Source organism: Streptomyces altiplanensis, assembly GCF_053591575.1.
Map to the genome: position 1 here is coordinate 151,561 of NZ_JBSFUB010000005.1, position 19,822 is coordinate 171,382.

General features: G+C 72.0%; 16 protein-coding genes and 1 pseudogene. 10 read left to right on the top strand and 7 right to left on the bottom strand.

Going from position 1 to position 19,822, the window contains the following annotated elements; translation table 11 throughout:
* Positions 1-11 precede the first annotated feature (11 nt).
* Positions 12-1,286 (bottom strand): extracellular solute-binding protein, encoded by a 1,275-nt coding sequence (locus tag ACWD0Y_RS03930; RefSeq protein ID WP_450258879.1) that lies wholly within the window; start codon positions 1,284-1,286, stop codon positions 12-14.
* 300 nt (positions 1,287-1,586) lie between these two features.
* Here ACWD0Y_RS03930 and ACWD0Y_RS03935 point away from each other — a divergent pair, with 300 nt between their 5' ends.
* The 3 genes from ACWD0Y_RS03935 to ACWD0Y_RS03945 all read left to right on the top strand — a co-directional run bounded on the left by ACWD0Y_RS03935 (position 1,587) and on the right by ACWD0Y_RS03945 (position 5,211).
* Positions 1,587-3,200, top strand: a complete 1,614-nt coding sequence (locus ACWD0Y_RS03935; protein WP_450258880.1) for a glycoside hydrolase family 13 protein — start codon at positions 1,587-1,589, stop codon at positions 3,198-3,200.
* Between the two features lie 25 nt (positions 3,201-3,225).
* The gene (locus ACWD0Y_RS03940; protein ID WP_093801153.1) at positions 3,226-4,245 is read left to right on the top strand and encodes a LacI family DNA-binding transcriptional regulator; all 1,020 of its coding nucleotides are present in this window, start codon (positions 3,226-3,228) and stop codon (positions 4,243-4,245) included.
* A gap of 75 nt (positions 4,246-4,320) precedes the next feature.
* Entirely contained in the window at positions 4,321-5,211 is an 891-nt protein-coding gene (locus ACWD0Y_RS03945) for a phosphatase PAP2 family protein (protein WP_450258881.1), read from the top strand.
* Positions 5,212-5,236: 25 nt separating this feature from the next.
* On the opposite strand, the gene ACWD0Y_RS03950 is transcribed toward ACWD0Y_RS03945, so the two are convergent.
* The gene (locus ACWD0Y_RS03950) at positions 5,237-6,811 is read right to left on the bottom strand and encodes an amidohydrolase (RefSeq protein WP_450258882.1); all 1,575 of its coding nucleotides are present in this window, start codon (positions 6,809-6,811) and stop codon (positions 5,237-5,239) included.
* A 14-nt stretch (positions 6,812-6,825) separates the two neighbouring features.
* Complete coding sequence (locus tag ACWD0Y_RS03955; RefSeq protein ID WP_450258883.1) at positions 6,826-8,319, bottom strand: APC family permease; 1,494 nt, start codon at positions 8,317-8,319, stop codon at positions 6,826-6,828.
* Positions 8,320-8,456: 137 nt separating this feature from the next.
* Here ACWD0Y_RS03955 and ACWD0Y_RS03960 point away from each other — a divergent pair, with 137 nt between their 5' ends.
* Entirely contained in the window at positions 8,457-9,071 is a 615-nt protein-coding gene (locus ACWD0Y_RS03960) for a TetR/AcrR family transcriptional regulator C-terminal domain-containing protein (RefSeq protein WP_450258884.1), read from the top strand.
* Positions 9,072-9,131: 60 nt separating this feature from the next.
* Positions 9,132-9,512, top strand: a complete 381-nt coding sequence (locus tag ACWD0Y_RS03965) for a sporulation protein (RefSeq protein ID WP_450258900.1) — start codon at positions 9,132-9,134, stop codon at positions 9,510-9,512.
* 3 nt (positions 9,513-9,515) lie between these two features.
* Here ACWD0Y_RS03965 and ACWD0Y_RS03970 read toward each other — a convergent pair whose 3' ends face one another.
* Positions 9,516-12,512, bottom strand: coding sequence for a bifunctional [glutamine synthetase] adenylyltransferase/[glutamine synthetase]-adenylyl-L-tyrosine phosphorylase (locus tag ACWD0Y_RS03970; RefSeq protein WP_450258885.1), 2,997 nt, complete (start codon positions 12,510-12,512; stop codon positions 9,516-9,518).
* Between the two features lie 339 nt (positions 12,513-12,851).
* Between ACWD0Y_RS03970 and ACWD0Y_RS03975 the strand changes: the two genes are divergently transcribed.
* Positions 12,852-14,987, top strand: coding sequence for a PIG-L family deacetylase (locus ACWD0Y_RS03975; protein WP_450258886.1), 2,136 nt, complete (start codon positions 12,852-12,854; stop codon positions 14,985-14,987).
* 73 nt (positions 14,988-15,060) lie between these two features.
* A complete protein-coding gene (locus tag ACWD0Y_RS03980) occupies positions 15,061-15,573 on the top strand; it encodes a pyridoxamine 5'-phosphate oxidase family protein (RefSeq protein ID WP_450258887.1) in 513 nt (170 codons plus the stop codon).
* Positions 15,574-15,591: 18 nt separating this feature from the next.
* Here ACWD0Y_RS03980 and ACWD0Y_RS03985 read toward each other — a convergent pair whose 3' ends face one another.
* The 3 genes from ACWD0Y_RS03985 to ACWD0Y_RS03995 all read right to left on the bottom strand — a co-directional run bounded on the left by ACWD0Y_RS03985 (position 15,592) and on the right by ACWD0Y_RS03995 (position 18,083).
* Entirely contained in the window at positions 15,592-16,332 is a 741-nt protein-coding gene (locus tag ACWD0Y_RS03985) for an SAM-dependent methyltransferase (protein WP_450258888.1), read from the bottom strand.
* Complete coding sequence (locus ACWD0Y_RS03990; protein ID WP_450258889.1) at positions 16,329-16,574, bottom strand: hypothetical protein; 246 nt, start codon at positions 16,572-16,574, stop codon at positions 16,329-16,331. Before ACWD0Y_RS03990 ends, ACWD0Y_RS03985 begins: the two co-directional genes overlap by 4 nt.
* Positions 16,575-16,721: 147 nt before the next feature.
* Entirely contained in the window at positions 16,722-18,083 is a 1,362-nt protein-coding gene (locus ACWD0Y_RS03995) for a glutamine synthetase family protein (RefSeq protein WP_093801124.1), read from the bottom strand.
* A gap of 298 nt (positions 18,084-18,381) precedes the next feature.
* Here ACWD0Y_RS03995 and ACWD0Y_RS04000 point away from each other — a divergent pair, with 298 nt between their 5' ends.
* From ACWD0Y_RS04000 to ACWD0Y_RS04010, 3 genes and pseudogenes are all read left to right on the top strand, one after another.
* Complete coding sequence (locus ACWD0Y_RS04000) at positions 18,382-18,741, top strand: MerR family transcriptional regulator (RefSeq protein ID WP_450258890.1); 360 nt, start codon at positions 18,382-18,384, stop codon at positions 18,739-18,741.
* Between the two features lie 275 nt (positions 18,742-19,016).
* Entirely contained in the window at positions 19,017-19,220 is a 204-nt protein-coding gene (locus tag ACWD0Y_RS04005; protein WP_028811307.1) for a cold-shock protein, read from the top strand.
* Positions 19,221-19,541: 321 nt separating this feature from the next.
* Positions 19,542-19,822 (top strand): annotated as a pseudogene (locus ACWD0Y_RS04010) (DEAD/DEAH box helicase); the annotation flags it as partial.

The window sequence follows — 19,822 nt, forward strand, 5'->3', positions numbered from 1 at the left end:
CTGCCTTTCTGTTACTTCCAGCCCTTGAGGAGCTTGCGGTACTGGTCGCCGGTGGCCTTGGCACCCTTCTCCGGGGTGGTCTGGCCGGTGAGGACCTTGGTGTACTCGGTGACCAGCGGCGCGAAGAGGCTGCCGGTCTCGGGGATCCAGGGGCGCTCGACGGCCTTGTCGACCACGGGCTTGAAGAAGCCGACGATCTGGTTGCCGGAGACGTCCGGCTGGGAGTAGACCGAGGTGCGGGTCGGCAGCAGGCTGAGCTCCTTGGCGACGAGCGCCTGGCTCTCGGCGGAGGTCATGTACTCGCTGAAGGCGTACGAGGCGTCCAGGTTCTTGGAGCCCGCGTAGACCGCGAGGTTGTGGCCGCCCTGCGGGGCGCCCTGGCCCTTGCTGCCGGCCGGGACCGTGGTGATGCCCAGGTTGGCCTTGTCCTTGAACTCCTTGCCGGCGAAGGTGTCGGCGACGGCCCACGGGCCGTTGATCATCATGGCGACCTTGCCGTCCTTGAACGCCGCCTGCATGTTCTCCCAGCCGTCGGTGGCGTCCGTCTTGGCGGCACCCGAGTCGACGAGGTCCTTGACGACCTTCATCGCCTTGACGCCGGGCTCCTGGTCGACCGTGACGCTCTTGCTCTTGGCGTCGACCAGGTCGCCGCCCTCGCCGTAGAGGAAGGACAGGAACCAGTACGCGTCGTCGCCGCGCAGGTAGAGGCCGGTCTTGCCGGTCTTCTCCTTGATCTTCTTCGAGACGGTCTTCAGCTCGTCGATGCTCTCGGGCACCTCGACGCCGGCGTCCTTGAAGATCTTCTCGTTGTAGAAGAGGCCCATCGAGTCGATGACCTGCGGCACCGCGTACGTCTTGCCGTCGTACTTGGTGCTGGCCGCGGCCTGCGCCAGGAAGTCCTTGTCGTTCTTGAGCGCGGCGGTGCCGTCCAGCGGGGCCAGCAGGCCCAGGTCCGCGAACTCGGGGGTCCAGGCGACCTCGGAGCGGATCACGTCGGGGGCGTCGGAGCCGGACGAGGCGGCGTTCTTGAACTTGTTCTGCGCCTCGCCGAAGGGGACGTTGACGTACTTGACGTCGACGCCCGGGTGCTTCTTCTCGAAACCTTCGGCGAGCTTCTTGAAGACCTTGTCCTCACTGCCGACGGTCGAGGTGTCCCACCAGGTGACGGTGCCGGACAGCTCGCCCGAAGCCTTCTTGTCACCGGTGTCACCGCTGTCGCCACCACAAGCCGTCGCCGCGAGCGCCAGGGTCGCGACCAGGGCGGTGGCCGTTATGCCACGTCGCATCTGAACTCCTTCAACTGCCGAACCGCTCCGTCGCGGCGCCGGGTCGTCGAGGAACGTAACAAGGATGAAAGAAGTCCGAAAGAGCTTGCGAAGATTTTCCGCAAGAACAGCCGATCGTTACAACGGCGTGTCCTCACAGTTGCCATCGAACCCCTTGTCAGGCAGGCAGGAGAGGACTTAACGGCTCGCGGCCGACCCTGCAAGCACTACCGCAAAGACTTGCAGAGCTGTTACTTTCAGGATCTGTCCGCGTTGATCTCGTAGTGACCGATCCAGCCCGCCCGTACGAGAGGGACCTTCATGACGCAGGAGCTCGCATCCACCCGGACGACCCCGGCGCGCGGCTGGTGGCGCGACGCCGTCATCTACCAGGTGTACGTGCGCTCCTTCGCGGACAGCGACGGCGACGGCATCGGCGATCTGCGCGGAATCCGCGAGCGCCTGCCGCATGTGGCGGCCCTGGGCGCCGACGCGGTCTGGCTGACCCCCTTCTACGCCTCGCCGCAGGCCGACGGCGGTTACGACGTCGCCGACTACCGCACCGTCGACCCGCTCTTCGGCACCCTCGACGACGCCGCGGAACTGATCAACGCGGCGCACGACCTGAACCTGCGGGTGATCGTCGACGTCGTCCCGAACCACACCTCCGACCAGCACGCGTGGTTCCGCGCCGCCCTGGCGGACCAGCAGGACGGCCCCGCCCGCGACCGCTACCACTTCCACCCCGGCCGGGGCGCCGCCGGCGAACTCCCGCCCAACGACTGGGAGTCGGTCTTCGGCGGCCCCGCCTGGACCCGCGTCCCCGACGGCGACTGGTACCTGCACCTCTTCGCGCCCCAGCAGCCCGACCTCAACTGGCACAACCCCGAGGTCCACGAGGAGTTCGAGTCGATCCTGCGCTTCTGGCTGGGCCTGGGCGTGGACGGCTTCCGGGTCGACGTCGCGCACGGCATGATCAAGGCGGAGGGGCTGCCGGACATCGGCGCCCGGGAACAGGCCAAGATGATCGGCTCCCAGGTCCTGCCGTTCTTCGACCAGGACGGCGTGCACGACATCCACCGCTCCTGGCGCAGGCTGCTGGACTCGTACGACGGCGAGCGCATCGGTGTCGCGGAGGCGTGGGCCCCCACCCCCGAGCGGCTCGCCCTGTACGTGCGCCCCGACGAGCTGCACCAGGCGTTCAACTTCCAGTTCCTGAACTGTCCGTGGGACGCGCGGGCGATGCGCGCCGTCATCGAGGCGTCGCTCGCCGCGACCACCCTGGTCGAAGCCCCCACCACCTGGGTCCTGTCCAACCACGACGTGGTCCGCCACCCCACCCGTTACGGCGGCGGGGACGAGGCGCTGGGCCTGCGCCGGGCCCGCGCCGCCGCGCTGCTGATGCTGGCGCTGCCCGGTTCGGCGTACCTCTACCAGGGCGAGGAGCTGGGGCTGCCCGAGGTCACCGACCTGCCCGACGCGGTCCGCCAGGACCCGTCCTTCTTCCGCAGCGACGGCCAGGACGGCCTGCGCGACGGATGCAGGGTGCCGATGCCCTGGTCGGGCGACGCGCCGCCGTACGGCTTCTCCCCCGAGTCCGCCGCCCCCTCCTGGCTGCCGCAGCCCGACACCTGGAAGGACCTGACCGTCGAGGCCCAGACCGGTGACCCGCACTCCACCCTGGAGCTCTACCGCTCCGCGCTGGCCCTGCGCCGCGAGCTCCCGGGGCTGGGAGACGGACCGATCACCTGGCGGCAGGCCCCCGACGGCCTGCTGGTCTTCGGCCGCCCCGGCTTCGTCTGCACGCTCAACGCCACGGCCCGCCCCGCCGAACTCCCCGCTCCGGGGCGCCTCCTGATCGCCTCCGAGGCTCCCGCCACGCACGCCGGCGCCGTCACTCTCCCGCCCGATTCCTGCGCTTGGTGGGCAATCTGACATGCGCCCGGTACAGTCCACTCCCATGACCGCACGGCTTGCCGACATCGCAGCCCAGGCGGGGGTCAGTGAAGCGACGGTCAGCCGTGTGCTCAACGGCAAGCCGGGGGTTGCCGCGGCCACCCGCGAATCCGTACTTGCCGCGCTCGACGTCCTCGGATACGAGCGCCCCGTCCGCCTGCGCAGGCGCAGCGCGGGACTGGTCGGCCTCATAACCCCCGAGCTCGAGAACCCGATCTTCCCGGCCCTCGCCCAGGTCATCGGCCAGGGCCTGACCCGCCAGGGCTACACCCCCGTCCTCGCCACCCAGACCCCCGGCGGCTCCACCGAGGACGAGCTCACCGAGATGCTCGTGGACCGCGGTGTCTCCGGCATCATCTTCGTCTCCGGGCTCCACGCGGACACCACCGCCGACATGCAGCGCTACGAACAGCTGCGCGCCCAGGGTGTCCCCTTCGTCCTGGTCAACGGCTTCTCGCCGAAGGTCCAGGCGCCCTTCATCTCGCCCGACGACCGGGCGGCGATGCGGCTGGCCGTGACGCACCTGGCGTCGCTGGGCCACACCGGGATCGGTCTGGCCGTCGGCCCGAAGCGGTTCGTTCCCGTACTCCGCAAGATCGAGGGGTTCCGGACCGCCATGCAGGAGAGGCTCGGCCTCACCCCGGAGGAGGCGGAGGAGCGGATCCAGCACTCGCTCTACACCCTGGAGGGCGGCCAGGCCGCCGCCTCGGCCCTCATCGAGCGGGGCTGTACGGCGATCGTGTGCGCCAGCGACATGATGGCGCTGGGGGCGATCCGCGCCGCCCGCCGTCTGGGCCTCGACGTACCGCGTGACGTCTCGGTGGTCGGCTTCGACGATTCGCCGCTCATAGCGTTCACCGACCCTCCCCTGACGACCATCAGGCAGCCGGTGACGGCGATGGGGCAGGCCGCGGTCCGCACCCTCCTCGAAGAGGTCGGCGGCACCCCTGCGCCGCCCAGCGAGTTCGTCTTCATGCCCGAGCTGGTAGTACGTGGTTCAACGGCGTCGGGGCCTCGTCCGTAGGGCTGAGCACGTGCGAGCACCACCCGACCGGAGGATGATCGGAGGGGTGGTCCTCATCTGGCAGACTCTCTCCCCATGGGTGAACTGACCGTGAAGACTGTGGAAGGCCGGGCGGCCACCGCCCTCTCACCCAGCGCGGACGACGAGCAGCATCAGCCGTCCGCACGGTCGGCGGCCCTGAAGAGGCTTCGCTCGCCCCGCCGTCCGCGGATCTGGTTCGAGATCCTGCTGATCGCGGTCAGTTACTGGACGTACTCGCTGATCCGCAACGCCGTGCCGGAGCAGAAGGCCGCGGCCCTGCGCAACGCGGACTGGATCTGGCAGGCCGAGCAGACCCTCGGGATAGCGGTCGAGGAGACGGTCAATCGCGCCGTGAACTCGGTGACATGGCTCGTCGTGTCGATGAACTACTACTACGCGACGCTGCACTTCATCGTCACGATCGGCGTCCTGGTCTGGCTTTTCCGCTGGCATCCCGGCCGTTACGCGGCGACCCGCCTCGTCCTCTTCGCGACCACGGGCATCGCCCTGCTCGGTTACTACCTGTACCCCCTGGCGCCGCCCCGCCTGATGAACGGGCACGGCTTCATCGACACGGTCCTGGTGCACCAGACGTGGGGCTCGATGGCTTCGGGCAACTTCAAGAACATGTCGAACCAGTACGCCGCGATGCCCTCGATGCACATCGGCTGGTCCCTCTGGTGCGGCCTGACGATCTTCGCCGTGGCCACCGTCCCCTGGGTGAGGATCCTCGGCCTGCTCTACCCGACGGCCACCCTGGTCGTGATCGTCGCCACCGCCAACCACTTCTGGCTGGACGCGGTCGGCGGCATGCTCTGCCTCTCCTTCGGTTACGCCCTCAGCGGTGTCTGGTACGGCGCCCTGCCGCACCGCCTGCCGAAGCTGGTCGACGAGGACGTGTCGCGGCCCCGGACCGGCCGCCGGGTGTGGCCGGTCCGGGCGTAGCCGAAGGAGCGGTGCCCGCGCCGGGTCAGCCCCGGTGCGTGATCCTGCCGCCGGCCACGGTCAGGCGTACGGGTGCCTGTGCCACCTCGTCGGCCGGTGCCTCCACCGGGTCCAGGCCGAAGGCCGCCAGGTCGGCCCGCAGGCCCGGGGCGATGCGGCCCGAGACGGTCTGCTCGCCCGCCGCCACCGCCGCGTGCGTGGTGCAGCCCTCCAGCGCCATCAGGCCGGTCAGCGCACGGCCGGCCCCGGCGGCGCCGCGCGGGGCTCGGGCGGTGGCCAGTACCTGGCGTGCGTCGTAGTGGGCGATGGGCCAGTCCGAGCCGAGGGCCAGGACGGCGCCGGCGTCGCGCAGGTCGCGGCAGCGCCAGGCGCGGGCCGCGCGTTCGCCGCCGAGGCGCTTCGACCATTCGTCGGTGTGGTCGGCGCGGGTGTACGCGGTGTGGGGCGGCTGCATCGAGGCGATCACGCCGAGCTCGGCGAAGCGGGCGATCTGGTCCCCGGGGACGGTCTCGATGTGCTCGATGCGGTGGCGCAGCCGCCCGCTCGGGCCGAGGGACGCGACGGTGTCCAGGACGTGGCGCACGGCGGCGTCACCGATGGCGTGGGTGGCGGTGCGCACCCCTGCCTCGTGGAGGTGGCGCACCGCCCCGGTGTACGCCGCCGGGTCCGGCCAGAACGCTTCGGTGCCCTGGCCGTGGCAGTCGGCGTGCTCCAGCCAGGCGGTGCCGCCCTCGACCGTGCCGTCCATGAAGAACTTGACGCCGCCGACGCGCCAGAGGCGGCCCGCTTCCTTCTGGAGGGCGACGAGCTCGTCGAGCTCGGCGGTGTCCGCGCCCGGCATGCACCACGGGGCGAGGAGCAGCCGTACGGGCAGGTCGTCCGTCTCCTCGGCCGCCCGGAGCAGCTCCAGGGCGTCGCCGCCGAGGTCCATCACATGGGCGCCGGTCAGGCCGGTGGCGGCCATCGCGGAGAGCAGCTCGCCGAGGCGGGCGCGGCGCTCGGCGTACGACGGCCTGGGCACCCTGGCGCCGACCAGTTCCATGGCGGCGTGCTCGATCAGGTGCCCGGTGAGGCGGCCGTCGGCGTCGCAGACGATCTCCGAGCGCTGCGCGAAGGTGCGCGGCCCGGTGATCCCGGCGGCGTCGAGTGCGGCGCCGCTGGCCAGGGCCGAGTGGCCGTCGTAGAGGCGGATGAAGGCGGGGGCGTCGGCCACGGCGTCCTCGATGAGGGCGCGGTCGACGGGGCGGCCGCCGAAGGCGTTGTGGTCGAGGCCCCAGGCGGTGATCCAGCCCTCGTGGCGGTCGGCGCCGGCGAGGGCGGCGCGCAGCGCGTCGAGGTCGCGTACGGCGGAGAGGTCGAGTCCGGTGGACATCTCCAGGCCCCACACGGGGTGGCTGTGGCTGTCGACCAGGCCGGGGGTCAGGGTGGCCCCGGCCAGGCCGACGGTCTCGGTGCCGGGGCCGCGCCAGTCCTGTACGTCCGGCTCGCCGCCGACGGCGACGATCAGGCCGTCCTTCACGGCCACGGCGGTGGCCTCGGGGCGGTCGGGGTCGAGGGTGCGGACGCGGGCGTCGGTGAGGACGAGGTCGGCTGCGGGCATGTTTCTCTGCTTTCTCACTCGTTCGGTTCTGCGGCGAAGCCGGCGTACACCTGGGGCCTGCTGCGGCGCAGGCGCAGGGCGAGGGCGATGCCCAGGAGGAAGACGGCGGGCACGACGGAGACGAGGACGATGTTGACGCCGGTGGTCGCCCCCGAGAACAGGTCGACGTTCCTCGTCACGAGGAAGAGCGCGGTGGCGAGCAGCACGGCGGCCGCTGCGGGGGCGATGGTGGTGCGCCAGATGTTCTCGGTGTGGCTGACGCGCCGGAAGAAGAACGGCACGGCGATGGCGGCCAGCAGTTGCAGCGCCATCAGGCCGATCATGCCGGGGGTGTTCACCCACAGCAGCAGCTCGGTGTACGGGTCCGCCCCGGCCGCGGCGAAGCCGAGTACGACGACCAGGCCGAGGGCGGTCTGCGCGGCGCCGGCGAGGTGGGGCGAGCGGTGGCGGGGGTGGACCCTGCCGAGCGCGGCGGGCAGGACGTTCTCCTCCGCGAGGGAGAGCCCGTACCGGTTGATGGCGTTGTGGAAGGCGAGGAGGGAGGCGATGACGCTGGTGACGATGAGGATGTGCATCAGGTCCGCGGCCCAGCCGCCGACGTAGGTGGTGATGGCGGTGAAGAAGAGGCCGCCGGGGTCGTCTGTGGCGGCCTGGACGACCTTGTCGGAGCCGTAGGCCTGGATGACGGTCCAGACGACGAAGGCGTAGAAGAGGCCGAGGAAGGCGACGGCGACGTAGGTGGCGCGCGGGATCGTACGGCCGGGATCGCGGGCCTCGCGGCGGTAGATCGCGGTGGACTCGAAGCCGGTGAACGCGGCGAAGGCCATGGCGAGGACGGCGATCATGCCGGGCGCCACGATGTTGCCGGGGGCGAAGGAGTCGGCGGAGAGCCCCTGGGCCCCGCCGTCCAGCAGGACGCCGCCGGCCAGCAGCACGAGGATGCCGGTCTCGGCGAGGAGGAGTACGCCGAGGACCTTGGCGCCGAAGTCGATGGACCGGTAGCCGAGGTACCAGACGAGCAGGAGCCCGGCGACGGACACCGGGAGCCACGGGATGTCGATGCCCCACAGGGACTCGGCGGTGTCCTGGGTGGCGCTGCCGAGCAGGCCGTAGACGCCGATCTCCATGCCGTTGTAGCCGATCAGGGCGAGCAGCGCGGCGCCCATGCCGACGGGGCGGCCGAGGCCCCGGCTGATGTACGCGTAGAAGCCGCCGCCGTGGCGTACGTACCGGGTCATGGTGGTGAACCCGACGGCGAAGACGGCGAGGGTGATGCCGGCCATGAGGTAACCGGCCGGGGCGCCGACACCGCCGAGCATGACGGCGAGCGGGGCGACGCCGGCCATGACGGTGAGCGGGGCGGCGGCCGAGACGACGAAGAAGACGATGTCCGAGGTGCCGAGGGTGGCGCGGCGGAGGGTGGGCGGCCCGGCGGCCGGTCCGGTTCTCTCGTCCCGGGAGCTCGGGGAGCTCGGGGAGCTCGGGGAGGTCTGGGGGGTCACAGACATGCGGGGGCAGGCCCTTCTGCGGCAGGCGGGGAGGCAGGGGCGACCGGAAACCTAAAGGCTTTCGGTTTCGGCAATGTAGCCTCCGGATGGTCATCCGGGAAGACCTGGAAGCGACCCGAGACCGAAGGGGAACAGACATGGGCCGGCCGCGCACACCACTGCTGGACAGGGAGCGCATCACCACGACGGCGCTGGAGCTCGTCGACGAGCAGGGCGAATTCAGCGTCCCGCAGATCGCACGGCGGCTCGGAGTGCAGACCGGGTCGGTCTACCACCACGTCGACGGCCGGGACGGGATCGTCGAGCTGCTGCGCGTACGGGTCACCTCCGCCATCGACACCTCGACGCTGGAGACCGGCCCCTGGGACGCCGCGATGGCCGCCTGGGCCCGCTCCTACCGCGCCGCCTTCGCCGCCCACCCGCGCGCGATCCCGCTCCTCATGACCTCACCGGTGCGCGCGCCGAAGGTCCTCGGCCACTACGAGCGCGCCGCGCGGCTGCTGCTGGACGCGGGTTTCGGGCCGGCGGACGTGATGGTCGTGATCAGCGCGCTGGAGAACCTGGTGCTGGGCTCGGCGCTGGACATGGCGGCGCCGGAGACGATGTGGGAGCTTCCGGACGAGACGGCGACGCCGTGGCTGGCCCGCGCCCTGGCGGCGGCCGGCCCCGACCGCACCCACGCGGCGTTCGACCTGGCCCTGGAGGGCTTCATGGCGCACTGCCGTCGCCTGCTGGGGGATGCGTCCGCCTAGAGTGCCCGGCGGACAGGACGTCCGGGGAGGGGGCCCCTTCTCATAGCGTTCCGCACGTTTCTGAGCCCACTCGGCACCAACGCGCCCAGCGTCGGGACGGTGGTCGAGAACCCCGTCGTCCGCCCGGGCGAGCAGCTCCACTGCACCGTGACCGTCCAGGGCGGCGGAGCGGACGTCGAGGCCGAGGTGAAGGTGGGCACCTGGCCGGCCCGGGTGCGGGGCCGGCGGGTGGCGCCCCACCGGCAGGAGACCGGCTTCTTCTTCCCCGAGTCCGCCGGGCGCGGACGGTCCGGGCCGGAGGCCGTGTTCGTCGCCCGCGGGGACGCCGTCGATCTGCACCCGGGCGGCTGGCCGCCGGCCACCTTCGGCTACGCGGACATGGACCCGGCGAAGTGGGCCGCCGCGCTGGACGCGCACATCCCGGCGCACTGGACGCGGTAGGCCTCAGCCCCCGTAGAACAGCTCCTCGACGACTGCCCGCGCGCGCCGCGTCGTGCGCCGGTAGTCGTCGAGCATGTCCCCCATGTGCCCCGCCTCGTACCCCAGGTACCGGGCCACCGCGCCCAGTTCGCGCGCGTCCGAGGGGAACGTGTCGCCCGCCCTCCCCCGGACCAGCATCACCGCGTTGCGCACCCGCGTCGCCAGTACCCACGCCTCGTCCAGCACCGCCGCGTCGTCCGCCGCGATGAGGTCCGCCTCGCGCGCCGCCGCGAGGGCCTCGCGCGTACGGGTGGTCCGCAGGCCCGGCTCCGCCGCCCCGTGCCGCATCTGGAGCAGCTGGACCGTCCACTCGACGTCGCTGAGCCCGCCCCGGCCCAGCTTCGCGTGCAGCGTCGGGTCCGCGCCGCGCGGCATCCGCTCGGACTCCATGCGCGCCTTGAGCCGCCGGATCTCGCGCACCGCCTCCTCGCCGAGCCCCGCCCGCGGATACCGCAGCGGATCGACGAGCTCGACGAAACGCCGCCCGAGGTCCGCGTCCCCCGCCACCGGCTCCGCGCGCAGCAGCGCCTGGCTCTCCCAGGCCAGCGACCACCGCCGGTAGTACGCCGCGTAGGAGGCGAGCGTACGCACCATCGGTCCGCTCTTGCCCTCCGGCCGCAGGTCCGCGTCGATCATCAACGGCGGGTCCGAGGTGGGGAGCTGGAGCAGCCGCCGCATCTCGGCGACGACCGTGTTAGCGGCCCGCGCCGCCTCCTGCTCGTCCGCGCCCTCGCGCGGCTCGTGCACGAAGAGAACGTCCGCGTCGGACCCGTAGCTCAGCTCGTGGCCGCCGAAGCGTCCCATCCCGATCACCGCGAACCGCGTCGGCAGCGTGTTCCCCCACCGCTCCCGCACGGCGGCCCGCAGCGCGCCGGCGAGCGTGGCGGCGTTGAGGTCGGTCAGGGCGTTGCCGACGCGGTCGACGAGCGCTCCGGGGTCCTCCTCCGCCGGGCTCTCCTCGGTTCCGTACGACCCGATGATGTCCCCTGCGGCGGTACGGAACAGCTCCCGCCGCCGCACCCCCCGCGCCGCCACGACCGCCGCCTCCGCACCGTCCGCCCGCCCGACCGCGGCCAGCACCTCCTGCTCCAGGTGCGCCCGGCCGCGCGGCTTGAGCCCCTGCGGGTCGCCGAGCAGCGCCACCGCCTCCGGCGCCCGCAGCAGCAGGTCGGGGGCGAGCCGCCCGGCCGACAGGACCCGCGCCAGGTTCTCCGCCGCCGCCCCCTCGTCCCGCAGCAGCCGCAGGTACCACGGCGTCTTGCCCAGCGCGTCGGACACCTTCCGGAAGCCGAGCAGCCCGGCGTCCGGGTCGGCGGAGTCCGCGAACCAGCCCAGCAGCACCGGGAGCAGCGTCCGCTGGATGGCCGCCTTGCGCGTCACACCGGAGGCGAGCGCCTCCAGATGCCGCAGCGCGGCGGCCGGATCGGCGTAACCCAGCGCTTCGAGCCGCTGTCCCGCCGCCTTGGGGCTGAGCCGGATCTCGCCGGGCGCGAGCTGGGCGACCGCGTCGAGCAGCGGCCGGTAGAAGATCTTCTCGTGCAGCCGCCGCACCACCGCCGCGTGCCGCCGCCACGCCCGGTCGAGCTCGGCGACGGGCTCGGTGCGCAGCCCGAGCGAGCGCCCGAGCCGCCGCAGGTCGGCCTCGCCCTGCGGCACGAGGTGCGTGCGGCGCAGCCGGTACAGCTGGATGCGGTGCTCCATGGCGCGCAGGAAGCGGTACGCCTCGTCCAGCTGCGCGGCGTCCACCCGCCCCACGTACCCGCCCGCCGCGAGTGCCTTCAGCGCCCCGAGCGTCGACCCGTGGTGCAGCGTCGCGTCGCTGCGCCCGTGCACCAGCTGGAGGAGCTGTACGGCGAACTCGACGTCCCGCAGCCCGCCGGGCCCCAGCTTGAGCTCGCGGTCCACCTGCGCGGCGGGGATGTTGTCGACGACGCGGCGGCGCATCTTCTGCACGTCGGGCACGAAGTTCTCGCGCTCGGCGGCCTGCCACACGAGCGGTGACACGGCCTCGACGTACTCCAGGCCCAGCGCGAGGTCGCCGGCCACCGGCCGCGCCTTGAGCAGGGCCTGGAACTCCCAGGTCTTGGCCCACCGCTGGTAGTACGCGAGGTGGCTGGAGAGCGTCCGCACCAGCGGCCCGTTGCGTCCCTCGGGCCGCAGGTTCGCGTCGACCGGCCAGATCGTGCCCTCGGTGTTCGTCTCGGAGCAGATCCGCATCAGGTGGGAGGCGAGCCGGGTCGCGGCGCCGATCGCCTTCTCCTCGTCGGCGCCCTGCGCCCCCTCCGGCGCCTCCGCCACGAAGATCACGTCCACGTCGGAGACGTAGTTCAGCTCGTGGCCGCCGCACTTGCCCATCGCGATCACCGCGAGCCGGCACGCGGCGGCGTCCTGCGGGGCGGCCTCGCGGGCGATGGCGAGCGCGGCGCGCAGGGTCGCCGTCGCCAGGTCGGCCAGTTCGGCGGCGGTCTGCGCGACATCGGTCGTACCGCACACGTCGCGGGCCGCGATCGACAGCAGGCAGCGCCGGTACGCGACCCGCAGCGACACCGGGTCGGTGGCACCGGCGAGGCACCGCTCGAATTCGGCGACCCCGGGGTGCAGGTCGGCCGCCTCGTACGTGACGAGCGCGTGCCAGTCGTGCGGATGGCGCGCCAGGTGGTCGCCGAGCGCCTCCGACGCGCCGAGCACACCGAGCAGCCGGTCACGCAGCGGCTTGGCGGTGACGAGGGTGTCGAGGAGGACGCGCCGCCCGGCGTCGTCCTGCGCCTCGGCCAGCCGTACGAGTCCGAGGAGCGCCAGGTCGGGGTCGGCGGTCGCGCCGAGCGCGTCCAGGAGCACCGGGTCGGTCCGTACGGCCGCGAGCCCGGGGGCGTCGAGGAGCCGCTCGGCGGCGGACGGATCGGTGAAACCGTGCCGCAGCAGCCGTGTGAAGGTACTGCTCCTGCGCCCCGGCGCCGACATTGTGCCTCCTGCTCCGGCCGTCCCGCGGACCGTACGGCCGCCCGGTCAAGGTCCGGCTCACGAGCCTATCCGCAGGAGCGGCGAGACGGCCTCCCACCCTGCGGACCTGGGAGAAGGGCTGTGACGGAAAAGGCCAGTGACATGTACAACATCGCCGGTTTTCGGTGCCGGTGAACCGGATGCCCCGTGCCACTCTCTTCACTTCTGCTCCACAGTCAGCGCGATGTTCAGCGCCGTCCTGGGCGCAACCCCGTTCCGTACGCCGTACCCCCGCACACCGAAAGCACCGTTCCTATGCCGCCCAGGGCCCGTAGTCCCTTCCGCCTGCCCCGCCGCAGCATGCCCAGCGTCGCTCTCGCGACGCTGCTGCTGGCGGTGACGGGCGTCCAGCTCGCGCGTCCCGCCGTCCCGCCGTCCTCCGGTCCCACGGCGGCCAGGACCGTCACGGCCGACACCGCGGGCACGGTGGACGCGGCGGGCCGGGCGGACGCCGACGGGCCGTCCCGCGGCGCACACGAGTCCGTGGTGCAGATCCTCTCCCACCCGGACGACGACCTGTTCTTCATGAACCCCGACCTCAGCCAGTCGATACGCACCGGCCAGAGCCTGACCTCGGTCTACCTGACGGCGGGCGAGGCGGACGGGGTCAACTCCTTCCGCGGCGGCAAGAACGAGGGCGTCCCGCTGCCCGCCCCCGACAAGATGCGGTACGCCGAGGCCCGGCAGAACGGCATACGCGCCGCGTACGCCGAGATGGCCACCGGCGACCGCACCAGCCCCTGGAAGCGCTCCGCGATCCGCACGGCGGGCGGCGGCTGGGCCGAGCTGGACACGCTGAAGGCGCACCCGAAGGTCAGCCTGGTCTGGCTCCAGCTGCACGAGGCGGGCGCCAGCGCCGCGGACCGGCCGCACAGCCTGCACGGGCTGTGGGACGGCCGGATACAGGCCCTGGAGTCGCACCTGTCGTCCGACACCCCGGTCAAGGAGACCTTCGCGTACTCCAGGGACCAGGTCGTGCGGACGATCACCGGGGTGCTGGAGCGCTTCCGGCCGACGTTCGTACGAATGCTGGACCCGACGAACGGCCGCGAGACCACGCCGCAGATGCTCCCCGACCACCAGGACCACATGTACGGCGCCAGGTTCGCCCAGCTGGCGCTCAGCGAGTACGGCGAAACCGCCGGCCGCCCGCACTTCACCGTCCAGAACTACCTCGGCTACCTCAACGGCAGCCTGCCGCACGTCCTGGGCCCCGAGGCCGTGCGGGAGAAGCTGCACACGCTGGAGACGTACGCCTGGACCGACTACCCGGACAACTACTGCGGCGCGGAGGCCGGCTGCGGCGACCGCAAGGTGGCGGGGCGGCCCACGGGCCCCGGCTGGGTGTACGGCATCCGCTACTCGCGCAACACCAGCACCTCGTGGCTCCAGAGCGGCGCGCGGGAGGGCGAGCTGTGGGCGTTCGCGGTGCTGGACACGCGCCTCGCGGTCTGGCACCGCGAGGCGGGCACCGGGGCGGGAGACCGGCCCGTGTGGACCGGTCCGACGCTGCTCGGCGAAACCGGCCTGGACAGCGGCATCACCTCCGAGAAGCTGCCCGACGGCCGCATCGCCCTCTTCGGCACCCGCACCTCCTTCGACGGCCCCGCCGGCTACCGCAGGGACGTCGTCACCACCGTGCAGCGCACCGTGGGCGGCACGTTCGGCCCCTGGCAGGCCCTCGGCATGCCGCGCCCCGCCCACGCGCCCGAGTCCCTGGACATCAGCGCCCCGGCGGTGACGGTGGACCGCGAGGGCCGGGCGACGGTCTACCTCCGCGACGGTGACCACGGGCTCAGCTCCCGTACGCAGCTGTCCGACGGCACCTGGGCGCCCTGGCGGGCGCTGGGCGGCCGTCAGGTGTTCGGCGACCCGGCCACGGCCACCGACAGCGCGGGCCGCGACTACGTCTTCGCGCAGACCCTCACGTCGACCGTCGTATGGACCCAGGACGCACCCGGCGCCCCGATGCGCGGCCCCGTGCCCACCGCCCTGCCCGCGACGCCGCTGCCGCCGACCGTCCGCCCGGACGGTGACGGCGTACGCCTGTACTTCCGCAAGCCGGACTCCGGCGCCGTCCGGACGGCCCGCTTCACCGCCGGGACCGCCCCGGGCGCGGTGACCGCCGCGGCCCCGGCGGCCCCGCGCGTCATCGACCTGGGCGGCCGGGCGGGCTTCGGCCCGGTGAGCGCCGCGGGCACCCTGCTGGCGGCCCGCGACGGCTCGGGCCGGCTCGGCACGGCCGAACTTCCCACCGGCCCCGCCGGCACACCGCGCTGGAACAGGAGCGGCGGCTTCCTCTTCGGCGGAGCCCCCGCGTCCGCCACGGACGCGGCGGGGAACACCTCGGTGGCGGCGGTGGCCCTGGACGGCCGGCTCCACTGGAGCGGCCGGGACTCCTCCGGCTGGCAGCCGGTGGGCACGAACGCCCGGTGAGTTCCGCTCGCGGTCTGCCCCTGCCGACAGGACTCTGTAACGAGAGGTGGACCGCGAGCGAGAGGGAAACACCGTGGAACCGGAACCGCAGAGCAGGCTGGACCCCCGTTACAGCGACGAGGGCGCGACCGCGGCCTCCTGGTCCGACGCGGTGGCGCGCCTGGCACAGGCGGAGCTGTTCTGGCTGACGACCGTACGCCCGGACGGCCGCCCGCACGTCACCCCGCTGCTGGCCGTCTGGCAGGACGACGCGCTGTACTTCTGCACGGGCCCGGCGGAACGCAAGGCGAAGAACCTCGCCGCCAACCGGAACGTCGTCCTGACCACCGGCAGGAACACCCTGCACGAGGGGATCGACCTGGTGGTCGAGGGCGAGGCTGCGCGGGAGACCGACGAGCCGCGCCTGCGGCGCCTGGCGGAGGCGTACGAGACGAAGTACGGCCCGGACTGGCACTTCGACGTACGCGACGGGGCGTTCCAGGGCGCGGGCGAGGGCGACCGGGCCGTGGTGTTCCGCGTCGCCCCGTCGACGGCCTTCGGCTTCGGCAAGGGCGTCTACAGCCAGACCCGCTGGCTCTTCGGCTGATCCCTCCGGCCGGCCGCTTCAGCCGGCCGGCGTGGCCCGCAGCACCAGCGTGTGGAACCCGAAGCAGCCCCGGTACACGTGCAGCCACTCGGACCGGTGCCGGTCCGCCGCCGCGAGGGCCTCCCGGGCGAGGGGGTCCCCGGGGTGGTCGAGGGCCCACTCCGCCAGGGCCCCCGTCCAGTGCCACTCGTAGTCGTCCAGCTCCCGGCGGGTGCTGAGGTGCCCGAACACGGGCGTCCAGCCGTCCGCGGCCACCCGGTCCATGGTCGTGGCCAGATCCTCGTACTCCCCGAGCATCTCCCGTGCCTCGGCGCTGGGCGCGGCCTCCCAGTACGCGTCGCCGACGAGCACCCGGCCGCCGGGCGCGAGGTGCTCGCGGGCCGTGGCGAGCGTGCCCGTCAGCCCGCCGAAGGCGTGGGTGGCCCCCACGCTCATCACGACGTCGAAGCCCCGCTCCGAGGCGAACGCCCCGGCATCCTGCTCATGCAGCACCAGCCGGTCCCCGACGCCCCGCGCGTCGGCCTGCTCGCGTGCCTCCTCCAGCGCGTCGGCCGACACGTCGACGCCCACGGCCGTCGTCCCCGGATGCGCGACCAGCGCCCGTACGAGCCATTCGGCCTGCCCGCACCCGAGGTCGAGCAGCCGCTCGTCCCCCCGGACGACGGCCCGCCCGAGGAGGCGGCGCACGGATTCGTCGTCGAGCGGGGCGGCGACGGGGTGACTGGCATGGGCCAGCCGCGAGATCAGTGATCGGTTCATCCGCGCACCCTCCCATCGTCGCCGGTCCCGCCGCACCGGCTTTTCTCCGCCCCGGTGCTCACCCGGGGCAGCTCCCGTCGCGTACGGACCGGGGAGAGGAAGACCGGCACGAAGGCCGGCGCCAGGCAGCAGCCGCCCACCCACAGCGCCGTGTGCGCCCCGGCGAACCCGCCGATCACGCCCGCCACCGCGGAGCCGACGGCGAGCGCACCGCCGAGCATGAAACGGAAGGTGGCGTTCATGCGGCCGAGGAGCGGGGCGGGCGCAGCGCGCGGCGGGCCTGGTGCTCTATGCCCGGACAGGCGCCGGAGAGGCCCTGACGGCCGCCGGCCGCGGCGGCCCGGGGCCGGCGGCATGACGCCACCGGCCCCGACGGCCCCGGGCTGCCGCTAGAGCACCGGCAGGTTCTTGCGGAGCTCGAAGGCCGTGACCTCGGAGCGGTACTCCTCCCACTCCTGCTTCTTGTTGCGCAGGAAGAAGTCGAAGACGTGCTCGCCCAGCGTCTCGGCGACCAGTTCGCTGCGCTCCATCAGGGCGATGGCCTCGCCGAGGTTCTGCGGCAGCGGCTCGATGCCCATCGCGCGGCGCTCGGCGTCGGACAGCGCCCAGACGTCGTCGTCGGCGCCCGGCGGGAGCTCGTAGCCCTCCTCGATGCCCTTGAGCCCGGCGGCGAGCAGGACGGCGTACGTCAGGTACGGGTTCGCGCCGGAGTCGATCGAGCGGACCTCGACGCGCGCCGAGCCGGTCTTGCCGGGCTTGTACATGGGGACGCGGATCAGCGCGGAGCGGTTGTTGTGGCCCCAGCAGATGTACGACGGGGCCTCGCCGCCCGAGCCGGCCGTGCGGGTGGAGCCGCCCCAGATGCGCTTGTAGGAGTTGACCCACTGGTTGGTGACGGCGGAGATCTCCGCGGCGTGCTTGAGCAGGCCCGCGATGAAGGAACGGCCGACCTTGGAGAGCTGGTACTCCGAGCCCGACTCGTAGAACGCGTTGCGGTCGCCCTCGAAGAGGGAGAGGTGGGTGTGCATGCCCGAGCCCGGGTATTCGCTGAACGGCTTCGGCATGAAGGTGGCCTGCACGCCCTGTTCCAGCGCCACCTGCTTCATGACCAGCCGGAACGTCATGATGTTGTCGGCGGTCGACAGCGCGTCGGCGTAACGGAGGTCGATCTCCTGCTGGCCCGGGGCGCCCTCGTGGTGGCTGAACTCGACCGAGATGCCCATGGACTCCAGCATGGTGATCGCCTGGCGGCGGAAGTCCATGCCGACGTTCTGCGGGGTGTGGTCGAAATAACCCGAGTTGTCGGCGGGCGTGGGCCGGGTGCCGTCCAGGGGCTTGTTCTTCAGCAGGAAGAACTCGATCTCGGGGTGGGTGTAGAAGGTGAAGCCGAGGTCCGAGGTCTTGGCGAGGATCCGCTTCAGCACGTAGCGCGGGTCCGCGAAGGACGGCGAGCCGTCCGGCATCAGGATGTCGCAGAACATCCGGGCCGTGCCGGGGGCCTCGGCCCGCCACGGGAGGATCTGGAAGGTGCCCGGATCCGGCTTGGCGATCATGTCGGACTCGTACACGCGGGCGAAGCCCTCGATCGCGGAGCCGTCGAAACCGATGCCTTCGTCGAACGCCTGTTCAAGTTCGGCCGGGGCCACCGCGACCGACTTCAGGAAGCCGAGTACGTCGGTGAACCACAGGCGCACGAACCGGATGTCGCGTTCCTCGAGCGTACGGAGCACGAATTCCTGCTGCTTATCCATCTGGTCTTCCTACCCATCCTTGCCGGTCAAGCCGCCTGCTCCCACGCCTCGGGCGCACGTCGGGGCACCTGAGCATCCCACCACACGGTTTCCAACACGTTGCGGCCCCTCGGACCGACATCCGGCATCGTGCAGGTGTACACCGGGCTGCGGCCCGGCGCCGCCCCCGTACCGCTTTCCCCCTAGTGTCCGCGGCACGCCGGAGCGGGTCCACGCCGGCGCATCGGCGGCGGAATATCTGTCACGGCCGGAACAGACATGCCACACTCGTAGTGTTCCGCTCCGAGCGCTACAGAAGATGGTGCAAGTGACCGCTGAGACCCACCAGAACACCAAGGCCGACCGCTTCGACGACGACGACTTCCCCGCCTACACCATGGGCCGGGCCGCCGAGATGATCGGCACCACCCCCGCGTTCCTGCGGGCCGTCGGCGAAGCGCGGCTGATCACCCCGCTGCGCTCCGAGGGCGGCCACCGCCGCTACTCCCGCTACCAGCTGCGCGTCGCCGCCCGCGCCCGGGAACTGGTCGACCAGGGCACCCCCATCGACGCGGCCTGCCGGATCGTCATCCTCGAGGACCAGCTGGAAGACGCCCTGCGCATGAACGAACAACTGCGCGAGCCAGGCCGTTCCGAACAGCAGGAGCAGAATATCTAGTGCGGCAGCTGCAGAATTTAAAGCGGCCTGCATGGAGAGTTTATGGCGGCGCGGCGGATGTGACGAAAGACCCCCGGTCACGTCCGCGACGCCGTGCTAGTGTGGATCTCAAGTTGCAGTTGTGGTTCCCAAAACTTCAAGTGCTCCTACGGCTCCATGCCGCGGGCGCACTTTCGTATTTCCGGTGCTTTGTTTCCGGACGGGGCAATCATCGCGGCAACGCGACTCGGAGTCCGCACAGGGCGGCCTCCGGCACTGCTCCAAAGGAGAATGACATGGCTTCCGGCACCGTGAAGTGGTTCAACGCAGAAAAGGGCTTCGGCTTCATCGAGCAGGAGGGCGGCGGCGCTGACGTCTTCGCCCACTACTCCAACATCGCCACCCAGGGCTTCCGTGAGCTCCAGGAAGGCCAGAAGGTGACCTTCGACGTCACGCAGGGCCAGAAGGGCCCGCAGGCCGAGAACATCGTTCCCGCCTGACGCTGACGCGTACACACGGTCGGGGCCCGCACCTGAGGGTGCGGGCCCCGTCTCGTTGCTTCGAATCGTTGCCCCGACTCGGTCGCCGTACAGCGCCACCGACTCATGAGCGGTCGGCCACGATTCCCGTCGACCCCGCCCCCGTCCGTGCTTTCTCCGTACGGATTCCAGCCACTTCGAAGCGCCCGGCCGAAAGGTATTCAAACCCTTCCGGGCCGACTTCATTTCGGCTTCTTATTTACCGGCTCGTTCTTGCGATTCCTTGCGGCAGTCACTGCTGCCCGGAATTCCTCGAAACGTGCCCATCGAGGAAAGGTTCAGATGAACCGCGCAGCACGTTCGAACGACCGTGACCGATTCTCCCGTACCCGCGCCGGCGGCAACTTCGCCGGCCGCACCAGCGACCGCGGCGAGCGCTTCCGCCCGGCGGGGCCGGGCCGCTCCTCCGGGTCTTCCGGCTCTTCCCGCCGGCCCGCCCAGCGCCGGTCCTCCGCGCCGCAGGGCGAGTTCGCCCTGCCGGTCAGCACCACGCCGGCCCTGCCCGCGGTCGAGACCTTCGGTGAGCTCGACATGCCCGCGCCCCTGCTGGCGGCGCTCGCCGC